This window comes from Polynucleobacter sp. es-GGE-1 (assembly GCF_018882005.1).
Classification (GTDB): domain Bacteria; phylum Pseudomonadota; class Gammaproteobacteria; order Burkholderiales; family Burkholderiaceae; genus Polynucleobacter.
The window spans coordinates 111,258-127,624 of sequence record NZ_JACVPE010000006.1 but is presented as its reverse complement, the minus strand read 5'-3'; the positions used below and the strand labels follow the sequence as shown (position 1 = coordinate 127,624).

At 46.8% G+C, this 16,367-nt stretch carries 18 protein-coding genes; 5 read left to right on the top strand and 13 right to left on the bottom strand.

Annotation, left to right across the window (positions count from 1 at the left end; all coding sequences use genetic code 11):
• Positions 1-59 precede the first annotated feature (59 nt).
• Complete coding sequence (pmbA, locus tag ICN35_RS05555; protein ID WP_216124984.1) at positions 60-1,406, bottom strand: metalloprotease PmbA; 1,347 nt, start codon at positions 1,404-1,406, stop codon at positions 60-62.
• A gap of 26 nt (positions 1,407-1,432) precedes the next feature.
• Between pmbA and mog the strand changes: the two genes are divergently transcribed.
• Positions 1,433-2,056: a molybdopterin adenylyltransferase gene (gene mog, locus ICN35_RS05550; RefSeq protein ID WP_215318512.1), complete on the top strand. Its 624-nt coding sequence runs from the start codon at positions 1,433-1,435 to the stop codon at positions 2,054-2,056.
• Between the two features lie 5 nt (positions 2,057-2,061).
• Here the strand turns inward: mog and orn are convergent, their stop codons facing one another.
• Complete coding sequence (gene orn, locus ICN35_RS05545; RefSeq protein WP_215318514.1) at positions 2,062-2,646, bottom strand: oligoribonuclease; 585 nt, start codon at positions 2,644-2,646, stop codon at positions 2,062-2,064.
• 15 nt (positions 2,647-2,661) lie between these two features.
• Here orn and ICN35_RS05540 point away from each other — a divergent pair, with 15 nt between their 5' ends.
• Both ICN35_RS05540 and rsgA read left to right on the top strand, forming a co-directional pair.
• Complete coding sequence (locus tag ICN35_RS05540; protein WP_216124981.1) at positions 2,662-3,912, top strand: M48 family metallopeptidase; 1,251 nt, start codon at positions 2,662-2,664, stop codon at positions 3,910-3,912.
• 14 nt (positions 3,913-3,926) lie between these two features.
• Entirely contained in the window at positions 3,927-4,940 is a 1,014-nt protein-coding gene (gene rsgA / locus ICN35_RS05535) for a ribosome small subunit-dependent GTPase A (RefSeq protein WP_216124974.1), read from the top strand.
• Here rsgA and ICN35_RS05530 read toward each other — a convergent pair.
• The 6 genes from ICN35_RS05530 to rpsP all read right to left on the bottom strand — a co-directional run bounded on the left by ICN35_RS05530 (position 4,885) and on the right by rpsP (position 8,850).
• Positions 4,885-5,841 (bottom strand): CobD/CbiB family protein, encoded by a 957-nt coding sequence (locus tag ICN35_RS05530; protein WP_215295435.1) that lies wholly within the window; start codon positions 5,839-5,841, stop codon positions 4,885-4,887. The two genes, rsgA and ICN35_RS05530, sit on opposite strands and share 56 nt — an antisense overlap.
• Complete coding sequence (locus ICN35_RS05525; protein WP_216124972.1) at positions 5,838-6,575, bottom strand: CoA pyrophosphatase; 738 nt, start codon at positions 6,573-6,575, stop codon at positions 5,838-5,840. Before ICN35_RS05525 ends, ICN35_RS05530 begins: the two co-directional genes overlap by 4 nt.
• A gap of 65 nt (positions 6,576-6,640) precedes the next feature.
• Positions 6,641-7,036 (bottom strand): 50S ribosomal protein L19, encoded by a 396-nt coding sequence (gene rplS / locus ICN35_RS05520; protein WP_215318522.1) that lies wholly within the window; start codon positions 7,034-7,036, stop codon positions 6,641-6,643.
• Positions 7,037-7,172: 136 nt separating this feature from the next.
• Positions 7,173-7,919, bottom strand: coding sequence for a tRNA (guanosine(37)-N1)-methyltransferase TrmD (trmD, locus tag ICN35_RS05515; RefSeq protein ID WP_216124970.1), 747 nt, complete (start codon positions 7,917-7,919; stop codon positions 7,173-7,175).
• Between the two features lie 27 nt (positions 7,920-7,946).
• Positions 7,947-8,513, bottom strand: a complete 567-nt coding sequence (gene rimM, locus ICN35_RS05510) for a ribosome maturation factor RimM (RefSeq protein WP_216124968.1) — start codon at positions 8,511-8,513, stop codon at positions 7,947-7,949.
• 91 nt (positions 8,514-8,604) lie between these two features.
• Positions 8,605-8,850, bottom strand: coding sequence for a 30S ribosomal protein S16 (gene rpsP, locus ICN35_RS05505; protein ID WP_068948964.1), 246 nt, complete (start codon positions 8,848-8,850; stop codon positions 8,605-8,607).
• 224 nt (positions 8,851-9,074) lie between these two features.
• On the opposite strand from rpsP, the gene ICN35_RS05500 reads away from it, so the two are divergent.
• Together ICN35_RS05500 and ICN35_RS05495 are read left to right on the top strand one after the other, a co-directional pair.
• Positions 9,075-9,605, top strand: coding sequence for an META domain-containing protein (locus tag ICN35_RS05500; RefSeq protein WP_216124966.1), 531 nt, complete (start codon positions 9,075-9,077; stop codon positions 9,603-9,605).
• 5 nt (positions 9,606-9,610) lie between these two features.
• Entirely contained in the window at positions 9,611-10,075 is a 465-nt protein-coding gene (locus ICN35_RS05495; RefSeq protein ID WP_255535725.1) for a hypothetical protein, read from the top strand.
• 38 nt (positions 10,076-10,113) lie between these two features.
• Here ICN35_RS05495 and ICN35_RS05490 read toward each other — a convergent pair whose 3' ends face one another.
• From ICN35_RS05490 to ICN35_RS05470, 5 genes are all read right to left on the bottom strand, one after another.
• Positions 10,114-11,901, bottom strand: coding sequence for an acyl-CoA dehydrogenase (locus tag ICN35_RS05490; protein WP_216124964.1), 1,788 nt, complete (start codon positions 11,899-11,901; stop codon positions 10,114-10,116).
• A 40-nt stretch (positions 11,902-11,941) separates the two neighbouring features.
• Positions 11,942-12,877 carry an electron transfer flavoprotein subunit alpha/FixB family protein gene (locus ICN35_RS05485; RefSeq protein WP_216124962.1) on the bottom strand — a complete coding sequence of 312 codons (936 nt, stop codon included), beginning with the start codon at positions 12,875-12,877 and terminating at the stop codon, positions 11,942-11,944.
• Positions 12,878-13,627 (bottom strand): electron transfer flavoprotein subunit beta/FixA family protein, encoded by a 750-nt coding sequence (locus ICN35_RS05480; RefSeq protein ID WP_216124960.1) that lies wholly within the window; start codon positions 13,625-13,627, stop codon positions 12,878-12,880.
• Positions 13,628-13,713: 86 nt separating this feature from the next.
• Complete coding sequence (locus ICN35_RS05475) at positions 13,714-15,366, bottom strand: acyl-CoA synthetase (RefSeq protein WP_216124958.1); 1,653 nt, start codon at positions 15,364-15,366, stop codon at positions 13,714-13,716.
• Positions 15,367-15,409: 43 nt separating this feature from the next.
• On the bottom strand, positions 15,410-16,330 hold the full coding sequence (locus tag ICN35_RS05470; RefSeq protein WP_216124950.1) for a histone deacetylase family protein: 921 nt from the start codon (positions 16,328-16,330) through the stop codon (positions 15,410-15,412).
• Positions 16,331-16,367: the final 37 nt, after the last annotated feature.

Here is a 16,367-nt window from a genome sequence, read left to right as displayed (position 1 = left end):
CCCCCTCTAGTATTAATAGATATGTATACAGATTCTGTCATTGAATTCTATAGCGAGGTTTATTTTCCGCCAACTGTCATAGAACCGAGCAGAATCGAGCCAGTTTCTTTGGCACCCCGAATTAAGGAATCGCTTCCTATCAACTCAATATCTAAGAGCATATCGCGTAAATTACCTGCAATCGTTACCTCTTCCACTGGATATTGAATCTCACCATTCTCAACCCAATAACCAAATGCGCCACGTGAGTAATCTCCCGTTACATAATTCACGCCCTGCCCCATCAACTCAGTTACCAATAAACCAGTACCCATTTCTTTTAATAAAGCAGGTAGACCGCCTTTAGGTGTTTTCTTGCTTTGCAGAGTCAAGTGGTGTGAGCCGCCTGCATTACCAGTAGTTTTCATTCCCAATTTACGCCCTGAATAGGTCGACAGAAAATAACCCTGCAAAACACCTTTATCAACTACAGTACGCGCGTTGGTCTTTACGCCCTCTTCATCGAATGGTGCGCTACCGGACATGGCTTTGAGATGGGGATTCTCAAACAGACTGACGTGCTTAGGCAATACCTGCTTACCCAAACTATCGAGCAAAAAACTAGAGCGACGATACAGAGCACCCCCAGATACTGCCTGCACCAAGCTGCCTAACAAACCCGCAGCCAAAGGAGCTTCAAAGATGACCGGGCAGCGCCGCGTAGTCAGTGACCTTGCCTTTAAACGCGATAAGGCGCGCTGGGCAGCATACTGACCGATAGCTGCAGGATCAGCTAACTCTGTTGGTATACGCGAACTCGAATACCAATCGTCTCTTTGCATAGGAGATTTTTTTCCGCCCTCACTTGCAATCGGCGCACATGAAATATAGTGGCGTGAAAATGGATAACCCCCCATAAATCCAAGAGAGGTACCCATCATGAAATGTGCGTGATGTGCAGATACTGAGGCGCCATCACTATTTTGAATTTGCTTGCTCACTGCAAATGCCGCGCCCTCCGCAATCCGTGCAATTTCTACAGCGCGTCCTGCATCAAGATCCCAGGGGTGAAATAAATCAAGATCTAATGGATTTTTTTCTAGTAACTCTGCTTCGGCTGGTCCAGCGCAATTGTCTTCTGCTGTGTGTTGGGCAATGTGATACGCAGCATCAACGGTCGCCTTCAAAGACTCTTTTGAAAAGTCACTCGTACTGGCATTGCCGCGGTGGTGCCCCAAAAATACCGTCACCCCTACTTGCTTGTCCAAGCTTTGTTCAATGGTTTCGACTTCGCCTTTACGAACGGTTACCGAGAGGCCTTGACCCTCCGATACTTCGGCTACTGCATCCGAGGCGCCCCTTCTTTTGGCCTCTTTGAGCATGAAATTGATAATTTCTTGAAACTGGCTAGATGAATATGTAAACATGCCCTAATAATAGCTAGAATAGAAATATGAAGCATACCGAAACCTCAAAGCGTAATACCCCAAACGAAGTCAAAATTGGTCTAATCTCGATCTCAGATAGAGCCAGTAAGGGTGTTTACCAAGATGAAGGCATTCCAACCCTGCAAACCTGGCTGATGAAAGCCATGAGTAATCCCTGTGTTTTTCATGAACGTCTGATTGCCGATGAGTCTGAGATCATTACTGAAACCATTGTGGAGTTGGTTGACGAGATGGGTTGTGACCTAGTCCTCACCACCGGTGGCACCGGCCCTTCGCGTCGCGATGTCACCCCAGAGGCAACCCTAGAGGCGGGAACCAGAGAAATGCCTGGATTTGGTGAGCAAATGCGTCAAATAAGCCTCAAGTTTGTACCAACGGCTATTTTGTCTAGACAGACAGCGGTCCTGCGTGAAATCGAAGGACATGCGGCTCTCGTGATTAACTTACCAGGGCAACCTAAGGCGATTGCTGAAACCCTAGAGGGCCTCAAAGATGAGAACGGCAAATCAATCGTGCCCGGAATCTTTGCTGCGGTGCCTTACTGTATCGATCTGATTGGTGGACCGTATATCGAGACCAATGAAGAAGTCATTAAAGCCTTTAGACCCAAGAGCGCTATTAAAAAATAAATTTCTTAGGGCAGCGGTACGATAAATTTATCGCGGTAATACTTCAGCTCTTCAATCGATTCTTCAATATCCGCTAAGGCAGTATGAGCCTGTTGCTTGGTGAAGCCTTTCACCAACTCTGGATGCCAACGTTTACATAACTCTTTCAGAGTGGAGACGTCGACATTTCGATAATGAAAGTAGGCTTCTAACTTGGGCATGTACTTCGCCATAAAGCGACGATCTTGACCAATAGTATTTCCGCACATCGGAGCAATACCCGCTTTGATGTACTGCTTTAAAAAGGCAATGCATTCTGCCTCTACTGTCGCCTCATCCAGTGTCGATGCCTTAACCTTATCAATCAGCCCCGAGCGCCCATGGGTACCTTTATTCCAAGCATCCATGGCATCTAAAAGTGCATCATCCTGATGCACCACCCAAACAGGTGCCGTAGCAATGGTATTGAGGTGGGCATCGGTCACAATAATGGCGATTTCTAGGATACGCTCAGTTTCTGGATCTAATCCAGACATCTCCATATCCACCCAGATTAGGTGCTCGCTAGCTGGTGCCGTCTTTGCTGCTGCAGTATTCGTTTGTTCGCTCATATCTATAATGATCTCATGACATTCACAATTATTTTCCTAATCGCTTTTATTGCCAGTTTTGGCCTGCGCCACTGGCTCTCCCAACGTCAAATTCGCTATGTTGCCCAGAATCGAGATGTGGTCCCGACAGAGTTTGCTGAAAAAGTCACTCTAGCCGAACACCAAAAAGCTGCTGACTACACGATCGCAAAATTGCGCTTAGCGATTTTAGAAAACGGGGTGAGCGCCGTCATTTTAATTGCCTTCACATTGTTGGGCGGATTAGAAATCCTCAATCTTGTTCTTCTACAATTACTTGGTGAAGGTATTGCACAACAAATTGCACTGCTAGTATCGATTGTCATCATCTCCGGAATACTGGATCTACCTTTCTCTTGGTACAAACAGTTTTATCTTGAAGAGCGCTTTGGCTTTAATCGCATGAATAAAAAATTGTTCTTTAGCGACATGGTCAAAGGTTTGTCGGTAGGTGGCGCCATTGGCATTCCCTTGCTATGGGTCATCCTCACACTCATGCTCAAGGCTGGCGATCTTTGGTGGCTCTGGGCGTGGGCTGTACTTTCGATATTTAGTCTGTTGATGCAGTGGATCATCCCAACCTTCATTGCACCCTTATTTAATACGTTTCAAGCATTAGAAGAAGGTCCACTTAAAACCCAAATTGAGGCCTTACTAAGCCGTTGCGATTTTGCTAGTCAAGGCTTGTTTGTCATGGATGGTAGTAAGCGTAGCGCGCATGGCAATGCATTCTTTGCCGGCATGGGTAAAGCCAAGCGCATTGTGTTCTTTGACACCCTCATTGAAAAACTCAATCCTGGTGAAGTAGAAGCAGTGCTCGCGCATGAGTTAGGTCACTTCAAGTGCAAACATATTCGTAAGCGTCTCATCGTTTCCTTTGCCTTAAGCTTTGCTATGTTTGCATTACTCGGCTGGATCAGTACGCAGGTTTGGTTCTATACCGACCTGGGTGTAATGCCTAATCTGAATGGCTATAACGGCGGCCTGGCTTTAGCACTATTTATGCTGGTCTCGCCCGTATTTAGCTTCTTCTTCACCCCACTAGGAAGTCTTGCTTCGCGTAAACATGAATATGAGGCCGATGGCTTTGCCGCAGAAAAATCTTCAGCAAAAGATTTGATTTCTGCCCTAGTAAAGTTATATCAAGATAACGCTGCAACACTGACGCCAGATCCAATCTATACCGCCTTTTATAGCTCGCATCCACCTGCGCCACTGCGTATCGCAAACCTACAGCGCCTTAGCTGATTGCAATTATCGGCATGGAACAATTTCGCGCGCTACTGACTGCTTCCTACGGAAGACATTATTTAGCGCAGCGCCTAGTAGCAGATACCGCAGGGAAAGAATCCCCAAGCGGTCCTTTAATTCAAGTGAGCACTCCCGCTAAGCAGCATATTGGTGCTGTGGGTGATCGTATGTTGCTGGAGATGACATCTGCAGATCAAGCGCGCATTATTGAAATTGAGCCTCGTGAAAATATTCTTTACCGCTCTGATGCTTTTAAAAGCAAAATCATTGCCTCTAACGTCGATCAAATTCTGGTAGTACTAGCAACCCAACCCGCCTTCTCTCCTGACCTCCTGGGCAGAGCGGTCGTGGCGGCTGAGGCTAATCAAATTGGCTTGCATATTCTGCTCAATAAATCTGATCTCCAAGATAACTTAGCGCAAGCGCGCAAAATCATTGAACCCTATGCGCGCATGGGCTATCCCGTCAGTGAGGTCTCCGCCAAATTTGACCCCGCTTCGATTGATGCACTTCGTCCTGCCTTAGCCGGTAAGGTATCCGTCTTTGTTGGTCAATCCGGCATGGGTAAATCTAGCCTGCTCAATGCCTGGGTACCCAATGCTGCTGCACTTACCCAGGAATACTCCGTGCGCTTAGATACCGGTAAACACACCACCACCGCCTGTCGTTATTTTGAATTACCGGAATCTTGGGGGAGAGATGGGGTCGGCAAATTGGGTGCATTAATTGATTCACCAGGTTTTCAGGAGTTTGGTTTAGCACATATGTCTGTGAGCGAGTTACAGCATGCCTTTAGGGAATTTAAAGACTTGCTCGGTAAATGTCGCTTTCATAACTGTGCTCATCAATCCGAACCTGATTGCGCGGTACGTGATGCGGTAGACAGAAATGAAATAGCGCCAGAAAGATTGGCGCTATTTAGACAGTTGCGTTCAGATTCGAAAACAGCAGATACGCAAATTCAGGGAATTAGCCAAGCCAAAGAGCGATGGTCAGCATTAGCAACAAAGCCATCCAAGCGATAACTAAGCGCCATACCAAGCCAACCGCGGAGCGCATCGTGCGCTCAGTAGGCTCAAGACCCACTTCATAGATTAAAGGTTCACCGGCCTCAGCCATACGCAGTGCCTCATCACTTTCAGGCTCGCTTAAGGGCTCACCGAGTCGCACGCCTAAGGCACCACTACCTGCAGCCAAGATCACAGCCGATAATGAATCAGACCATTTTTGGGTGAGATAGCGCCAACCATATACTGCACCCTCAAAGTTTCCAACAATCGCAAAGCCCATTGCCGTGATACGCGCTGGAACCCAATCCAATACATAAAAGAAATGACGCGCTGCTTCACTTAAGTTGAAGTCACGCTCAGACCAACGCTGAGCAGCAATATCAGCCAAACGATACAGCACCACACCTGCGGGACCCATTGGCATCATGAACCAAAACAGCACACCAAACACATGGTGATGTGAACCAATAATGGCTCGCTCTAGCGCTAATGAAATCACTTCTGTCTCAGAAAGATTGGCAGTATCTAACTCTGGGCCATACCATTCACCCAGTGCTGCCCGCGCAGCTGGTAGATCATGCGCTTCAATTGCTTCATGCACCAAAGTAAATGAGTGGCTGAATTGACGGAAGCCGAAAAATAAATACGCAATGACGACGTTCCATAAGAAACCAAGAATGGGATAAGTCAACATGCAGGTGACATACACCATAAATACCAAAAAGGTAGGTAGCACAAAAGCAACCAAGCAAGCCATGCGTGCGCCAATGGGACTTGCACCTTCTTCAGACTTGCCACCGAATTCACCAGCGACCCAATCTAACCAACGAGCGCTCATACGCGCAATCCAATGGCTAGAGGTTACTGGGCGATATTGCTCAGCAATGAGGGCGAAGAGAATAGAAAAGAAAGTCATACTTTTAATAAATGATATAGGTTCCGCAACATTCCCGCAGTAGCGCCCCAAATAAAGCGGTTCTCATAAGGAATCGAATAAAAACGACGACCACCCTGCTCGCTTTGCCATAGCCTGATCTGATGGTTGGCTGGATCTAGTAAAAAATGTAGCGGCACTTCAAAAACATCCGCCACCTCAAACTCATCTAAAACATATTCTTCCTGAGCTTGCACCAATCCCACTACTGGTGTGACGCTATAACCAGAAACAGTCAAATACTGCGGAAGATAGCCAATAATTTCTACCCGTTTAGGATCAAGGCCAATCTCTTCCTGACTCTCCCTCAATGCAGTGTCATCGGGACTAAGATCTTCTGGATCCATCCGTCCACCCGGAAAGCTAATCTGCCCTGCATGATCACGCAAATGATTCGTTCTTTGCGTCAGCAATACTGAGAGGCCGTTCTCTTTTAATAACAAAGGGATCAATACCGCTGCTCGCGTTATCTTGCCAGCAGCTTGGCGCTTAGCGATGATATCGGTAGCAATCACATGACGATTCTCATCGGTAATCTCTGGTTGCCACTCCGGTGGATATTGAAGACGGTTCTTTAAGCCCACTGGCTCGAGAAATTCAGGCGCTACTTTTTTGTCATTGACGCAAACCTCATGAATCGGAATGGCTTCGGCATTAAATCCTGGGGGCGCAGCGACATTGATTGCGTCTTCTTCAGGCTGAGAGGTCTTGGGCATAGTCATATTTTAAGGCAATAAAAAAGGCGACCTAGGCCGCCTTTTTTATTGCATCAAAGCAGCAATTATTCAGCAGCTGGAGCAGCCACTGCCTTAGTGCGAGCCTGAAGCTTTTCTTTAATACGTGCAGACTTACCAGAACGATCACGCAAGTAGTACAACTTTGCACGACGGACATCACCACGACGCTTTACTTCAACGCTAGCGATCAATGGTGAGTATGTTTGGAAAGTACGCTCAACGCCTTCACCAGAAGAAATCTTGCGCACGATAAAGCTAGAATTAAGTCCGCGATTGCGTTTAGCAATCACAACGCCTTCAAAGGCCTGGGTACGCTTACGTGTACCTTCAACCACATTTACGCTAACAACCACTGTATCGCCAGGCGCAAAGCTTGGCAAAGTTTTATTAGCACTCAAGCGAGCAATTTCTTCTTGCTCAATTTTTTCAATTAAATTCATTTTTAATCCTTAAACATCGTATTAGCGTTTAATCCCGAGACCTAAATCAACGGACCTAATAGAGGATGTAGTTAAAACAATTTCACTAAACCAAAAACTAAACCACTCATTCACAACTGCGCACCACTAAAAGTATTCACAGCGAGCGAAGAAATTGTTCATCTTCTCGGGTTAGCAACCCATTGGCTCTAGCCGATTCAATTAAATCCGGCCTTAACCTGAACGTCAGCTCTAAAGACTTCTGCCGACGCCAATCTGCTATTTTAGCGTGATGTCCGCCTAAAAGCACGTCCGGCACCGATAAATTTTCATAAATCTCAGGCCTGGTGTAGTGCGGATAGTCCAAAAGACCATTCATAAAGCTATCCTGGGTGGCAGATTCGCCATCTCCGAGAGCCCCAGGAATAAGCCTAATAACCGCATCCATGATGGCCATAGCAGGGATTTCGCCCCCAGACAGCACAAAATCGCCTATGGATATCTGTAAATCGACATTGCGATCCACAAAACGTTGGTCTATGGCCTCATATCGACCACAAACCAAGCTCAGATTGCCGTCATTTAAGATATCTGAAGCCATTTTTTGGGAGAAGCGCTCTCCTTGGGGCGCCAACAAGCAAATAGGGCCCGCTTGAGTTCCAGCAGCCTGATGAGCCGCCTTAATCCCTGCAATAGTGTCTTCGAGGGGCTTTGCCATCATCACCATGCCTGGACCGCCCCCATAGGCACGATCGTCCACTGTCTTACGCGCATCAGAACAAAAGTCTCGTGGATTCCACAAATGAACACTCGCTAATGATTGCTCACAGGCACGACCAGTGACACCCCAATGTGTGAGTGCAGTAAACATCTCGGGAAATAAGGTCACGACATCAAAGCGCATGGGTTGTTTCTTGAATATGGTTTAGTTTTATTGCCAGTCTAATTGCCAATCAAGCGTAATCACTTGATTTGGTAAGTCGACGTTTTGCACTACTTCTTTGACAAAGGGTACAAGATATTTGATCTCTTTAGAGGCGGAATCACCAATAGCAATCACACCATGAGCACCATTTTCAGTGACATCGAGCACTTCACCTAGCGCCTCATGTTGCAAATTGATTGCCTGGCAACCAATCAGATCGACCCAGTAATAAGAATCACTATCCGCTTTTGGAAATGCATCACGGGCCACTAATATGCGCGCACCTTTTAATGCCAGGGCCTGATCACGATCAGTAACACCATCTAATGCAAGCACGACATTACCGCTGTGCATCTTGGTGCTTTTTACTTTGTATTGCGTCAAAGAGGCTTGTTCTACAGACACAGAAACGCCAGTATCCCGACGTGGGATCAAGGACAACCAAACTGTCTTAGAAGAGAGAAGTGCTACAGGGTCTGATGAGTGAGGTCTAACCTTCACTTGCCCCTGCAAACCTTGCGCCTCAGAAATGGCGCCAAGTTCAATCAAATCATTTAGGGAAGGTGTGCTCATTTGCAAGTCACCTTATTTTCCCAAAATAAACCACCAACAATTTCGCCACTAAATGCATCATCTCAAAGATGAAGCATTTAGCAACAGAATATTAAGCAGCGGGATTGTTCTTAATTAAACGAACAACCGTTGGAGATACTTGCGCACCAACGCCAGTCCAATAAGTCAAACGATCTTGAGCAATGCGCATGGCTTGCTCAGATTCAGCTGCTTGTGGATTGAAGTAACCAATGCGCTCGATAAAGTTCGAGTCGCGACGGTTGCGCTTATCAGTAGCAACAATGCTGTAAAAAGGGCGCTTCTTAGAGCCGCCGCGTGCCAGTCGAATGACGACCATACTTATTCCTTAAAATCTAAAAATGAAAACAGGTTGATTACAACCCAATGAAATTTCTACAAAAATCTTGGGCTCCAGCTCACCAACTAAACGTACGGTAAAGCGGAAAACCTCATATTCTAGACGAAAACCCCTACTTCTTCCACCTATTTAAGTGCCCAAGACAGTAGAATAGAATCCAAATCAATATAAAAAATACATATAAATCAATTACTTATACCGATATGTCCGATAAAACAACACGATCCACCCACAATCGTGGCTCTTTAAATCGCCTCTGGATCGCACTTTCTTGCGTAGGACTAGGGCTTTTGAGCGCTTGCGCAAATGTGATTCCGCCTTGTGGCGCCAAAATTAGTCCTCCGAGCAGCGAACTGCGCAATACCCGGTGGGAGCTCACTCGCTGGAACTTACCCCCCAATAGCAATGGTGAAGTTCGTGCACGCCAAATTCCACAGGGGGAAGCGAGCAACCCTATTCAAATGAACTTTGATGCGAATGGGCAAAGGGTTAGCGGATCTACTGGATGCAATCGCTTTACTGCGGAGCTGAATGAAGATGCACGAGGCTTTAGCTTGAGCAAAATTGCTAGCACCAAAATGGCCTGCACTCCGCAACGCATGGAATTAGAAAATGATTTCCTTTATGAACTCAATGACTATCGCAGCATCGTTCGCAATGGCGATCAATTACTCATGATCGGCACCGATCGTGAAGTGCTGAGCTTTACCCAACGGCCTGTTACCAATAAATAAAATAAATGAGTATTGATATCTTGATGAAAAAATCCAAACTTCTTTTTTGTGCACTCGGATTATTTTTTCCAGGCACTGGCCTCAATTGTTTTTACTTGCAGGGACTCAAATCCTTCTGGGCCTGGACACAGTTACTCGCATTGTTTGGAGGCTTTGTTGGCTGGGGTCTACTCAAAGATGCGCACTTTCATTCAGGACCTGGCTGGGTACTGCTGACCTTTGGTTTTATTGCGATTGAGGCCAGCTGGCTCACTACGATTACCTTTGGTTTACGCCCCGATGAAAAATGGGATGCGCAATTTAATCCCGGCATTGCAGAACCTGAGCGCAGTCAATCGGGTTGGCTAGTGATTCTTACTGTCATCTTTTCCTTAGTACTGGGTGCGGGTGTCATGATGACCTTTTTGGCTATAGCCTTTGAGCAATTCTTTATTTCTCAACTCCAAGAAGCCAGAAAGCTATCCCAGTAATAGCAAATAGCTTTCGTGATTTACGAATTGCCAATATTTTAGAACTGCTCAAGCTCTAGTGCATTGGTAGAGTAACCACCTTCAATAATCGAGGTGGCTAAGGCCTGTGCCTGCGGTAGCAAGTTTTCCGCAAAGAAGCGCGCCGTTGCAATCTTCGTCTTATAGAAAGTTGGATCGCTATCGCGCAAACGTTCGGCTGCTAATAAGCCACGCGCCATTTGCCATCCTCCGAAGACTAAACCTGATAAACGTAAGTAAGCAAAGCTACCGGCGTATACCGCTTTAGTGTCCGTCTTTGCATGCGCCAAAATATAAGCAACCGCTTCATCGAACGCAGCACGCCCAACAGTCAATTGCTTGAGAACTGCTTTCGCATCAGCACTAGCACTAGCTGCTAACTCTTTTTCCGTTTCGGCAATTTTTTGTGACAGTACTTTTGCAATAGCACCGCCATCACGGACAGTTTTTCTACCGACCAAGTCATTTGCCTGAATGGCTGTCGTCCCTTCATAAATCGTCAGAATACGAGCATCACGATAGTGTTGTGCAGCACCAGTCTCTTCAATAAAGCCCATACCGCCATGGACTTGTACACCCAGGCTCGCCACCTCAATCGACATCTCCGTAGAGAAGCCCTTCACAATCGGCACTAAGAATTCATAGATTACTTGATTTGCTTTACGCACTGCTGCATCTGGTGCAGCATGCTGTGCATCGTATGCAGCAGCAGCATAGTATGCCAAGGCACGTGAAGCTTCTACATAAGCGCGCATAGTCATCAACATCCGTTTCACATCAGGCTGATGAATAATCGCTACAGGACCAGGAGAGCCAGCGAGATCACGACTTTGAACGCGATCTTTAGCATATTGCACGGCCTTTTGATAAGCGCGCTCTGCGACCGCAACACCTTGCATCCCCACTGCAAAACGCGCAGCGTTCATCATCACAAACATATATTCCAGACCGCGGTTCTCTTCACCAACTAAATAGCCGGTGGCGCCACCATGATCGCCAAACTGCAGTACCGCGGTTGGGCTCGCCTTAATTCCGAGCTTATGCTCAATCGATACACAATGCACATCATTACGCTCACCTAATGAGCCATCTGCATTGACTAAGAACTTCGGCACCACGAATAATGAAATCCCTTTAACACCCTCTGGTGCATCAGGCGTCCTAGCCAAAACCAAATGAGTAATGTTCTTGGCCATATCATGATCACCGTAGGTGATATAGATCTTGGTCCCAAAGATCTTATAGCTACCATCGCCCTCAGGTACAGCCTTAGAACGCACCATCGATAAATCAGAACCTGCTTGGGGCTCCGTCAAACACATCGAGCCTGTCCATTCCCCAGAAATCATGCTCGGGACAAATTGCTCTTGGAGTTCTGGGCTTGCTGCTGTGAGCAATGCCTCAATAGCACCATCAGTGAGCATCGGACATAAAGCAAAAGAGAGGCTGGCTGAGTGAACCATTTCAAAGCAGGCAGTAGCAATGAGTTTTGGCAAACCTTGACCACCAAATTCTGCCGGATGAATGACGCCCTGCCAACCAGCAGCAGCAAATTGTTCAAATGCTTCTTTGAACCCAGGAGTCGTAGTCACTACGCCATCTTTGAATGAGCTTGGCTGTTGATCGCCAGGCCAATTGAGTGGGGCAACGACATCCTGATTAAATTTTGCAGACTCTTCTAGAATTGCTGGCGCAAGATCAACATCAGCACCTGCTTCTGCATAGGATGGGTAAGCCACTACATCTGATAGCCCCGCAAGCTCATTCATTACAAACAACATGTCTTTCACGGGGGCTACATATGGCATGACAACTCCTATGGATTCGAATCAGGTGGGCTATTCAAAATTACGAGAGTGCTTTCGTCAATTCTGGAACAGCAGTAAAGAGATCGGCAACCAAACCATAATCAGCAACACCAAAAATCGGCGCTTCTGGATCTTTGTTAATGGCCACGATCACTTTAGAATCCTTCATGCCAGCCAAGTGCTGAATAGCGCCAGAGATACCTACGGCAACATATAACTGGGGAGCGACGATCTTGCCAGTTTGACCGACTTGATAGTCATTGGGTACATAGCCCGCATCTACGGCAGCACGTGAGGCGCCTAAGGCAGCGCCTAACTTATCAGCCAAAGGCACTACTAACTCTTGATACTTTTCGCCAGAGCCTAAACCACGGCCGCCAGATACGATGATCTTGGCTGCAGTCAGTTCTGGACGATCTGATTTAGTCAGCTCACGACCGACAAAAGCAGATTTACCTGCGTTATCAGTAGCAGCCACTTTATCAATCGCAGCAGACCCACCAGAAGCAGCAACAGGATCAAAGCCCGTCGTACGCACAGTAATCACCTTGACTGTATCACTCGACTGAACAGTAGCAATAGCATTACCCGCATAGATCGGACGCTCAAAAGTATCAGCGCTCACGACTTTAGTAATGTCAGAAAGCTGCGCAACATCTAACTTTGCAGCAACGCGTGGCATGACATTCTTACCACTAGCAGTAGCAGGTGCCAATAAGTGGCTGTAGTTACCAGCTAGCGACAAAATCTGCGCAGCTAAAGGTTCTGCTAATTGATCCGCTAGATTTAAGGCATCAATCTGGATCACCTTGCGGACACCCGCTATTTTGGATGCGGCTGTAGCTACAACATCAGCACCGTTACCAGCAACTAGCACGTCTACTTCGGGAGAGCATTGCAAAGCAGCTGCAACTGCATTGAAGGTAGCCGCCTTTAATGATTGATTATCGTGTTCAGCTATAACAAGAGCAGCCATTTAAATCACCTTCGCTTCATTTTTGAGTTTTTCAACAAGAGCAGTTACATCAGCAACCATCACACCAGCGCTGCGCTTAGGAGGCTCTTCTACTTTGAGAGTTTTGAGGCGAGGCGCAATATCAATACCTAAGTCTTCTGGCTTCACAATATCAATCGTCTTCTTCTTTGCCTTCATGATATTAGGCAAGGTCACATAGCGGGGTTCATTGAGACGAAGGTCAGTCGTGATGACTGCCGGCAATGACAGTGCAATCGTTTCTAAGCCACCATCTACTTCACGAGTCACAGTAGCTTTGCCATCCGCAATCACCACCTTAGAGGCAAAAGTTGCTTGCGGAATATCTAATAAGCTTGCCAACATCTGACCAGTCTGGTTGCTATCGTCATCAATCGCCTGCTTACCGAGAATAATAATTTGTGCTTGTTCTTTTTCTGAAAGCGCCTTGAGAATCTTGGCTACTGCCAAAGGTTGCAACTCAGTATCAGCCTCTACCAAAATAGCGCGATCCGCACCAATAGCTAAGGCTGTACGCAAAGTTTCTTGGCATTGAGTTACGCCTGCAGTCACCACTACAACTTCAGTAGCAATACCAGCTTCTTTGAGTCTGACTGCTTCTTCTACTGCGATTTCGTCAAAGGGGTTCATGCTCATCTTGACGTTCGCAATATCGACACCAGAATTATCTGACTTCACACGTACTTTGACGTTGTAATCAACAACGCGTTTCACTGCAACTAAGATCTTCATCTGACTTTCACAATCCTCAAACGCTTCAAAAACGATATTTATCTAAAAAATCGGGTAACCCTTATTTTACCGCCCTCTCTATTGAACTAGACATCAATAGCAGTGGCCGAGCCAGCCTGCTTGCGCAGCTCGAACTTCTGGATTTTTCCAGTTGAAGTCTTCGGCAGCTCTCCAAAAACAATCGCTTTCGGAACCTTAAAGCCTGCTAAGTGCTGTTTGCAATGGGCGATGATGTCAGCCGGGGTTACCTCGACACCAGGCTTGATTTCTAAGAAAGCGCAAGGGGTCTCACCCCACTTTGGATCGGGTTTTGCTACCACTGCCGCAGCAATCACGGCTGGATGGCGATAGAGCACGTCTTCCACCTCAATCGAAGAAATATTCTCACCCCCAGAAATTATGATGTCTTTGCTACGGTCTTTGATCTTGACATAACCATCGGCACTCTTTACTGCTAAGTCACCTGAGTGAAACCAGCCACCCTCGAAGGCTTCTTGCGTAGCTTTCTCATTCTTCAGGTAGCCCTTCATTGCAATGTTGCCCTTAAACATAATCTCACCCATCGTCTCACCATCAGCGGGAACAGGCTCTAGCGTTTCTGGATTGAGTACATCGATCGCTTGTTGCATGTGATAGCGCACACCTTGACGGGCATTCAAACGGGCACGCTCGCTGATATCCACATCATTCCATTCATCTTGTTTAACGCAAACAGCAGCAGGGCCATACACTTCTGTTAAACCATAGACATGGGTTAGATCAAAGCCTAACTTCTCCATACCTTCAATAATCGAAGCAGGTGGCGCAGCCCCAGCAATAAGACCTTTGACGCCCGCTGGCACTCCAGCCTTAAGCTCATCTGGGGCATTGACCAAGAGGTTATGCACAATCGGTGCTGCGCAGTAGTGGGTCACGCTATGCTCTTTGATAGCAGCAAAGATATGTTGCGCATCTACGCGACGCAAACACACGTTAATACCAGCACGAGCAGCAATCGTCCAAGGGAAACACCAACCATTGCAATGAAACATTGGCAAAGTCCACAAATAGATGGGATGCTTATTCATATCCCAATCGAGTACATTTGAAACAGCATTAATGGCTGCGCCACGATGGTGATAGACCACTCCCTTAGGGTTACCTGTAGTGCCGGAGGTGTAGTTCAAGCAAATCGCTTGCCACTCATCAGCAGGTACTTGCCACGCAAATTGAGGGTCTCCTTCTGCCAGTAATTGCTCATAAGTAAGCTTGCCTAGCCTCTCACCTGCAACGTCGTGCTCTTTTTCTTCGACATCAATGACTAAGAATTCACGACCACTATCTTTCTTGGCAATCTCTAAAGCTTTCTTCATTACTCCTGAAAACTCAGGATCTATAATCACGACCTTTGCTTCGCCATGATTCAACATGAAGGCGATGGACTCTGGGTCTAAGCGGGTGTTTAAGGCATTTAATACTGCACCTGCCATCGGAATACCGAAGTGCGCCTCCACCATCGGTGGCGTATTCGGCAACATGACAGCAACAGTATCGCCAAGACCAATGCCATGCTTTTGTAAGGCGCTAGCCAAGCGGCGGCAACGCTCGTAGGTTTGCGCCCAAGTTTGACGTAACTTGCCATGGATAACGGCAACCTTCTTCGGATAGATCTCGGCAGATCTTTCTAAAAACAAGAGTGGAGTAATAGGGGTGTAATTTGCAGGATTACGATCTAAACCTTGCTCATAAATATTTGCCATCTTTTGCTTTCAATCTTTGAATAACCGTTTTTCTTGTAACGCTTTAAATATCAGCCAAGGCTTTAACATGAGCAACAACGCTTCGACCTAAGGCTGATAAGTTATAACCACCCTCTAAGCAACTGACAATGCGATTGTTAGCATATTCATGCGCAATCTCCTTCAAGCGCTTGGTGATCCAAACATAGTCATCCTCAACCAAACCCATTTGACCAAGATCATCTTCGCGATGCGCATCAAATCCAGCTGAAATGATGATGAGTTGGGGCTCAAAGTTGCGGAGCACTGGTAGCCATTGCTCTTCCACAATCGAGCGCACCACGTCTCCACGAGTCGCTGCCGGCAAAGGTACGTTCACCATATTGTCAGCACGATCAAGACCGCTATAGGGATAAAACGGATGCTGGAAAAAGCTACACATCAAAACACTCGGGTCATTGAAAAATGCGGCTTCTGTGCCATTGCCATGGTGCACATCAAAATCAATAATGGCCACGCGTTCAAGACCGTAGGCTTCCATGGCATAACGAGCGGCAATAGCCACGTTATCAAATAAGCAAAATCCCATTGAACGGGTAGGTTCGGCATGATGCCCTGGGGGTCTTACTGCACAAAAGACATTTTCAACCTCACCCTTCATGACAGCATCTACCCCGGCAATCGCTGCCCCAGCAGCACGCAAGGAAGCCTGCCATGTATGGGGATTCATGATGGTATCGCCATCGAGCATGGCATACCCACTTTGGGGAGCTTTCTCTTTGACGAAAGCAACGTGATCAGGACTGTGCACCAGTTCTAGTTGATCTTCGCTAGCCAATGGCGCATCGAGGTGATGCAAGAAGCGATCTACCCCACTACGAATCATCTGGTCATTGATAGCTTGAATCCTTTCAGGGCACTCTGGGTGATGACTACCCATCTCATGTTTCAGAAAGTCTGGGTGAGTTATGTATCCTGTTGTCATTAGCTGTAATCCTTAATAGCAAAACTGTATTTTTTAT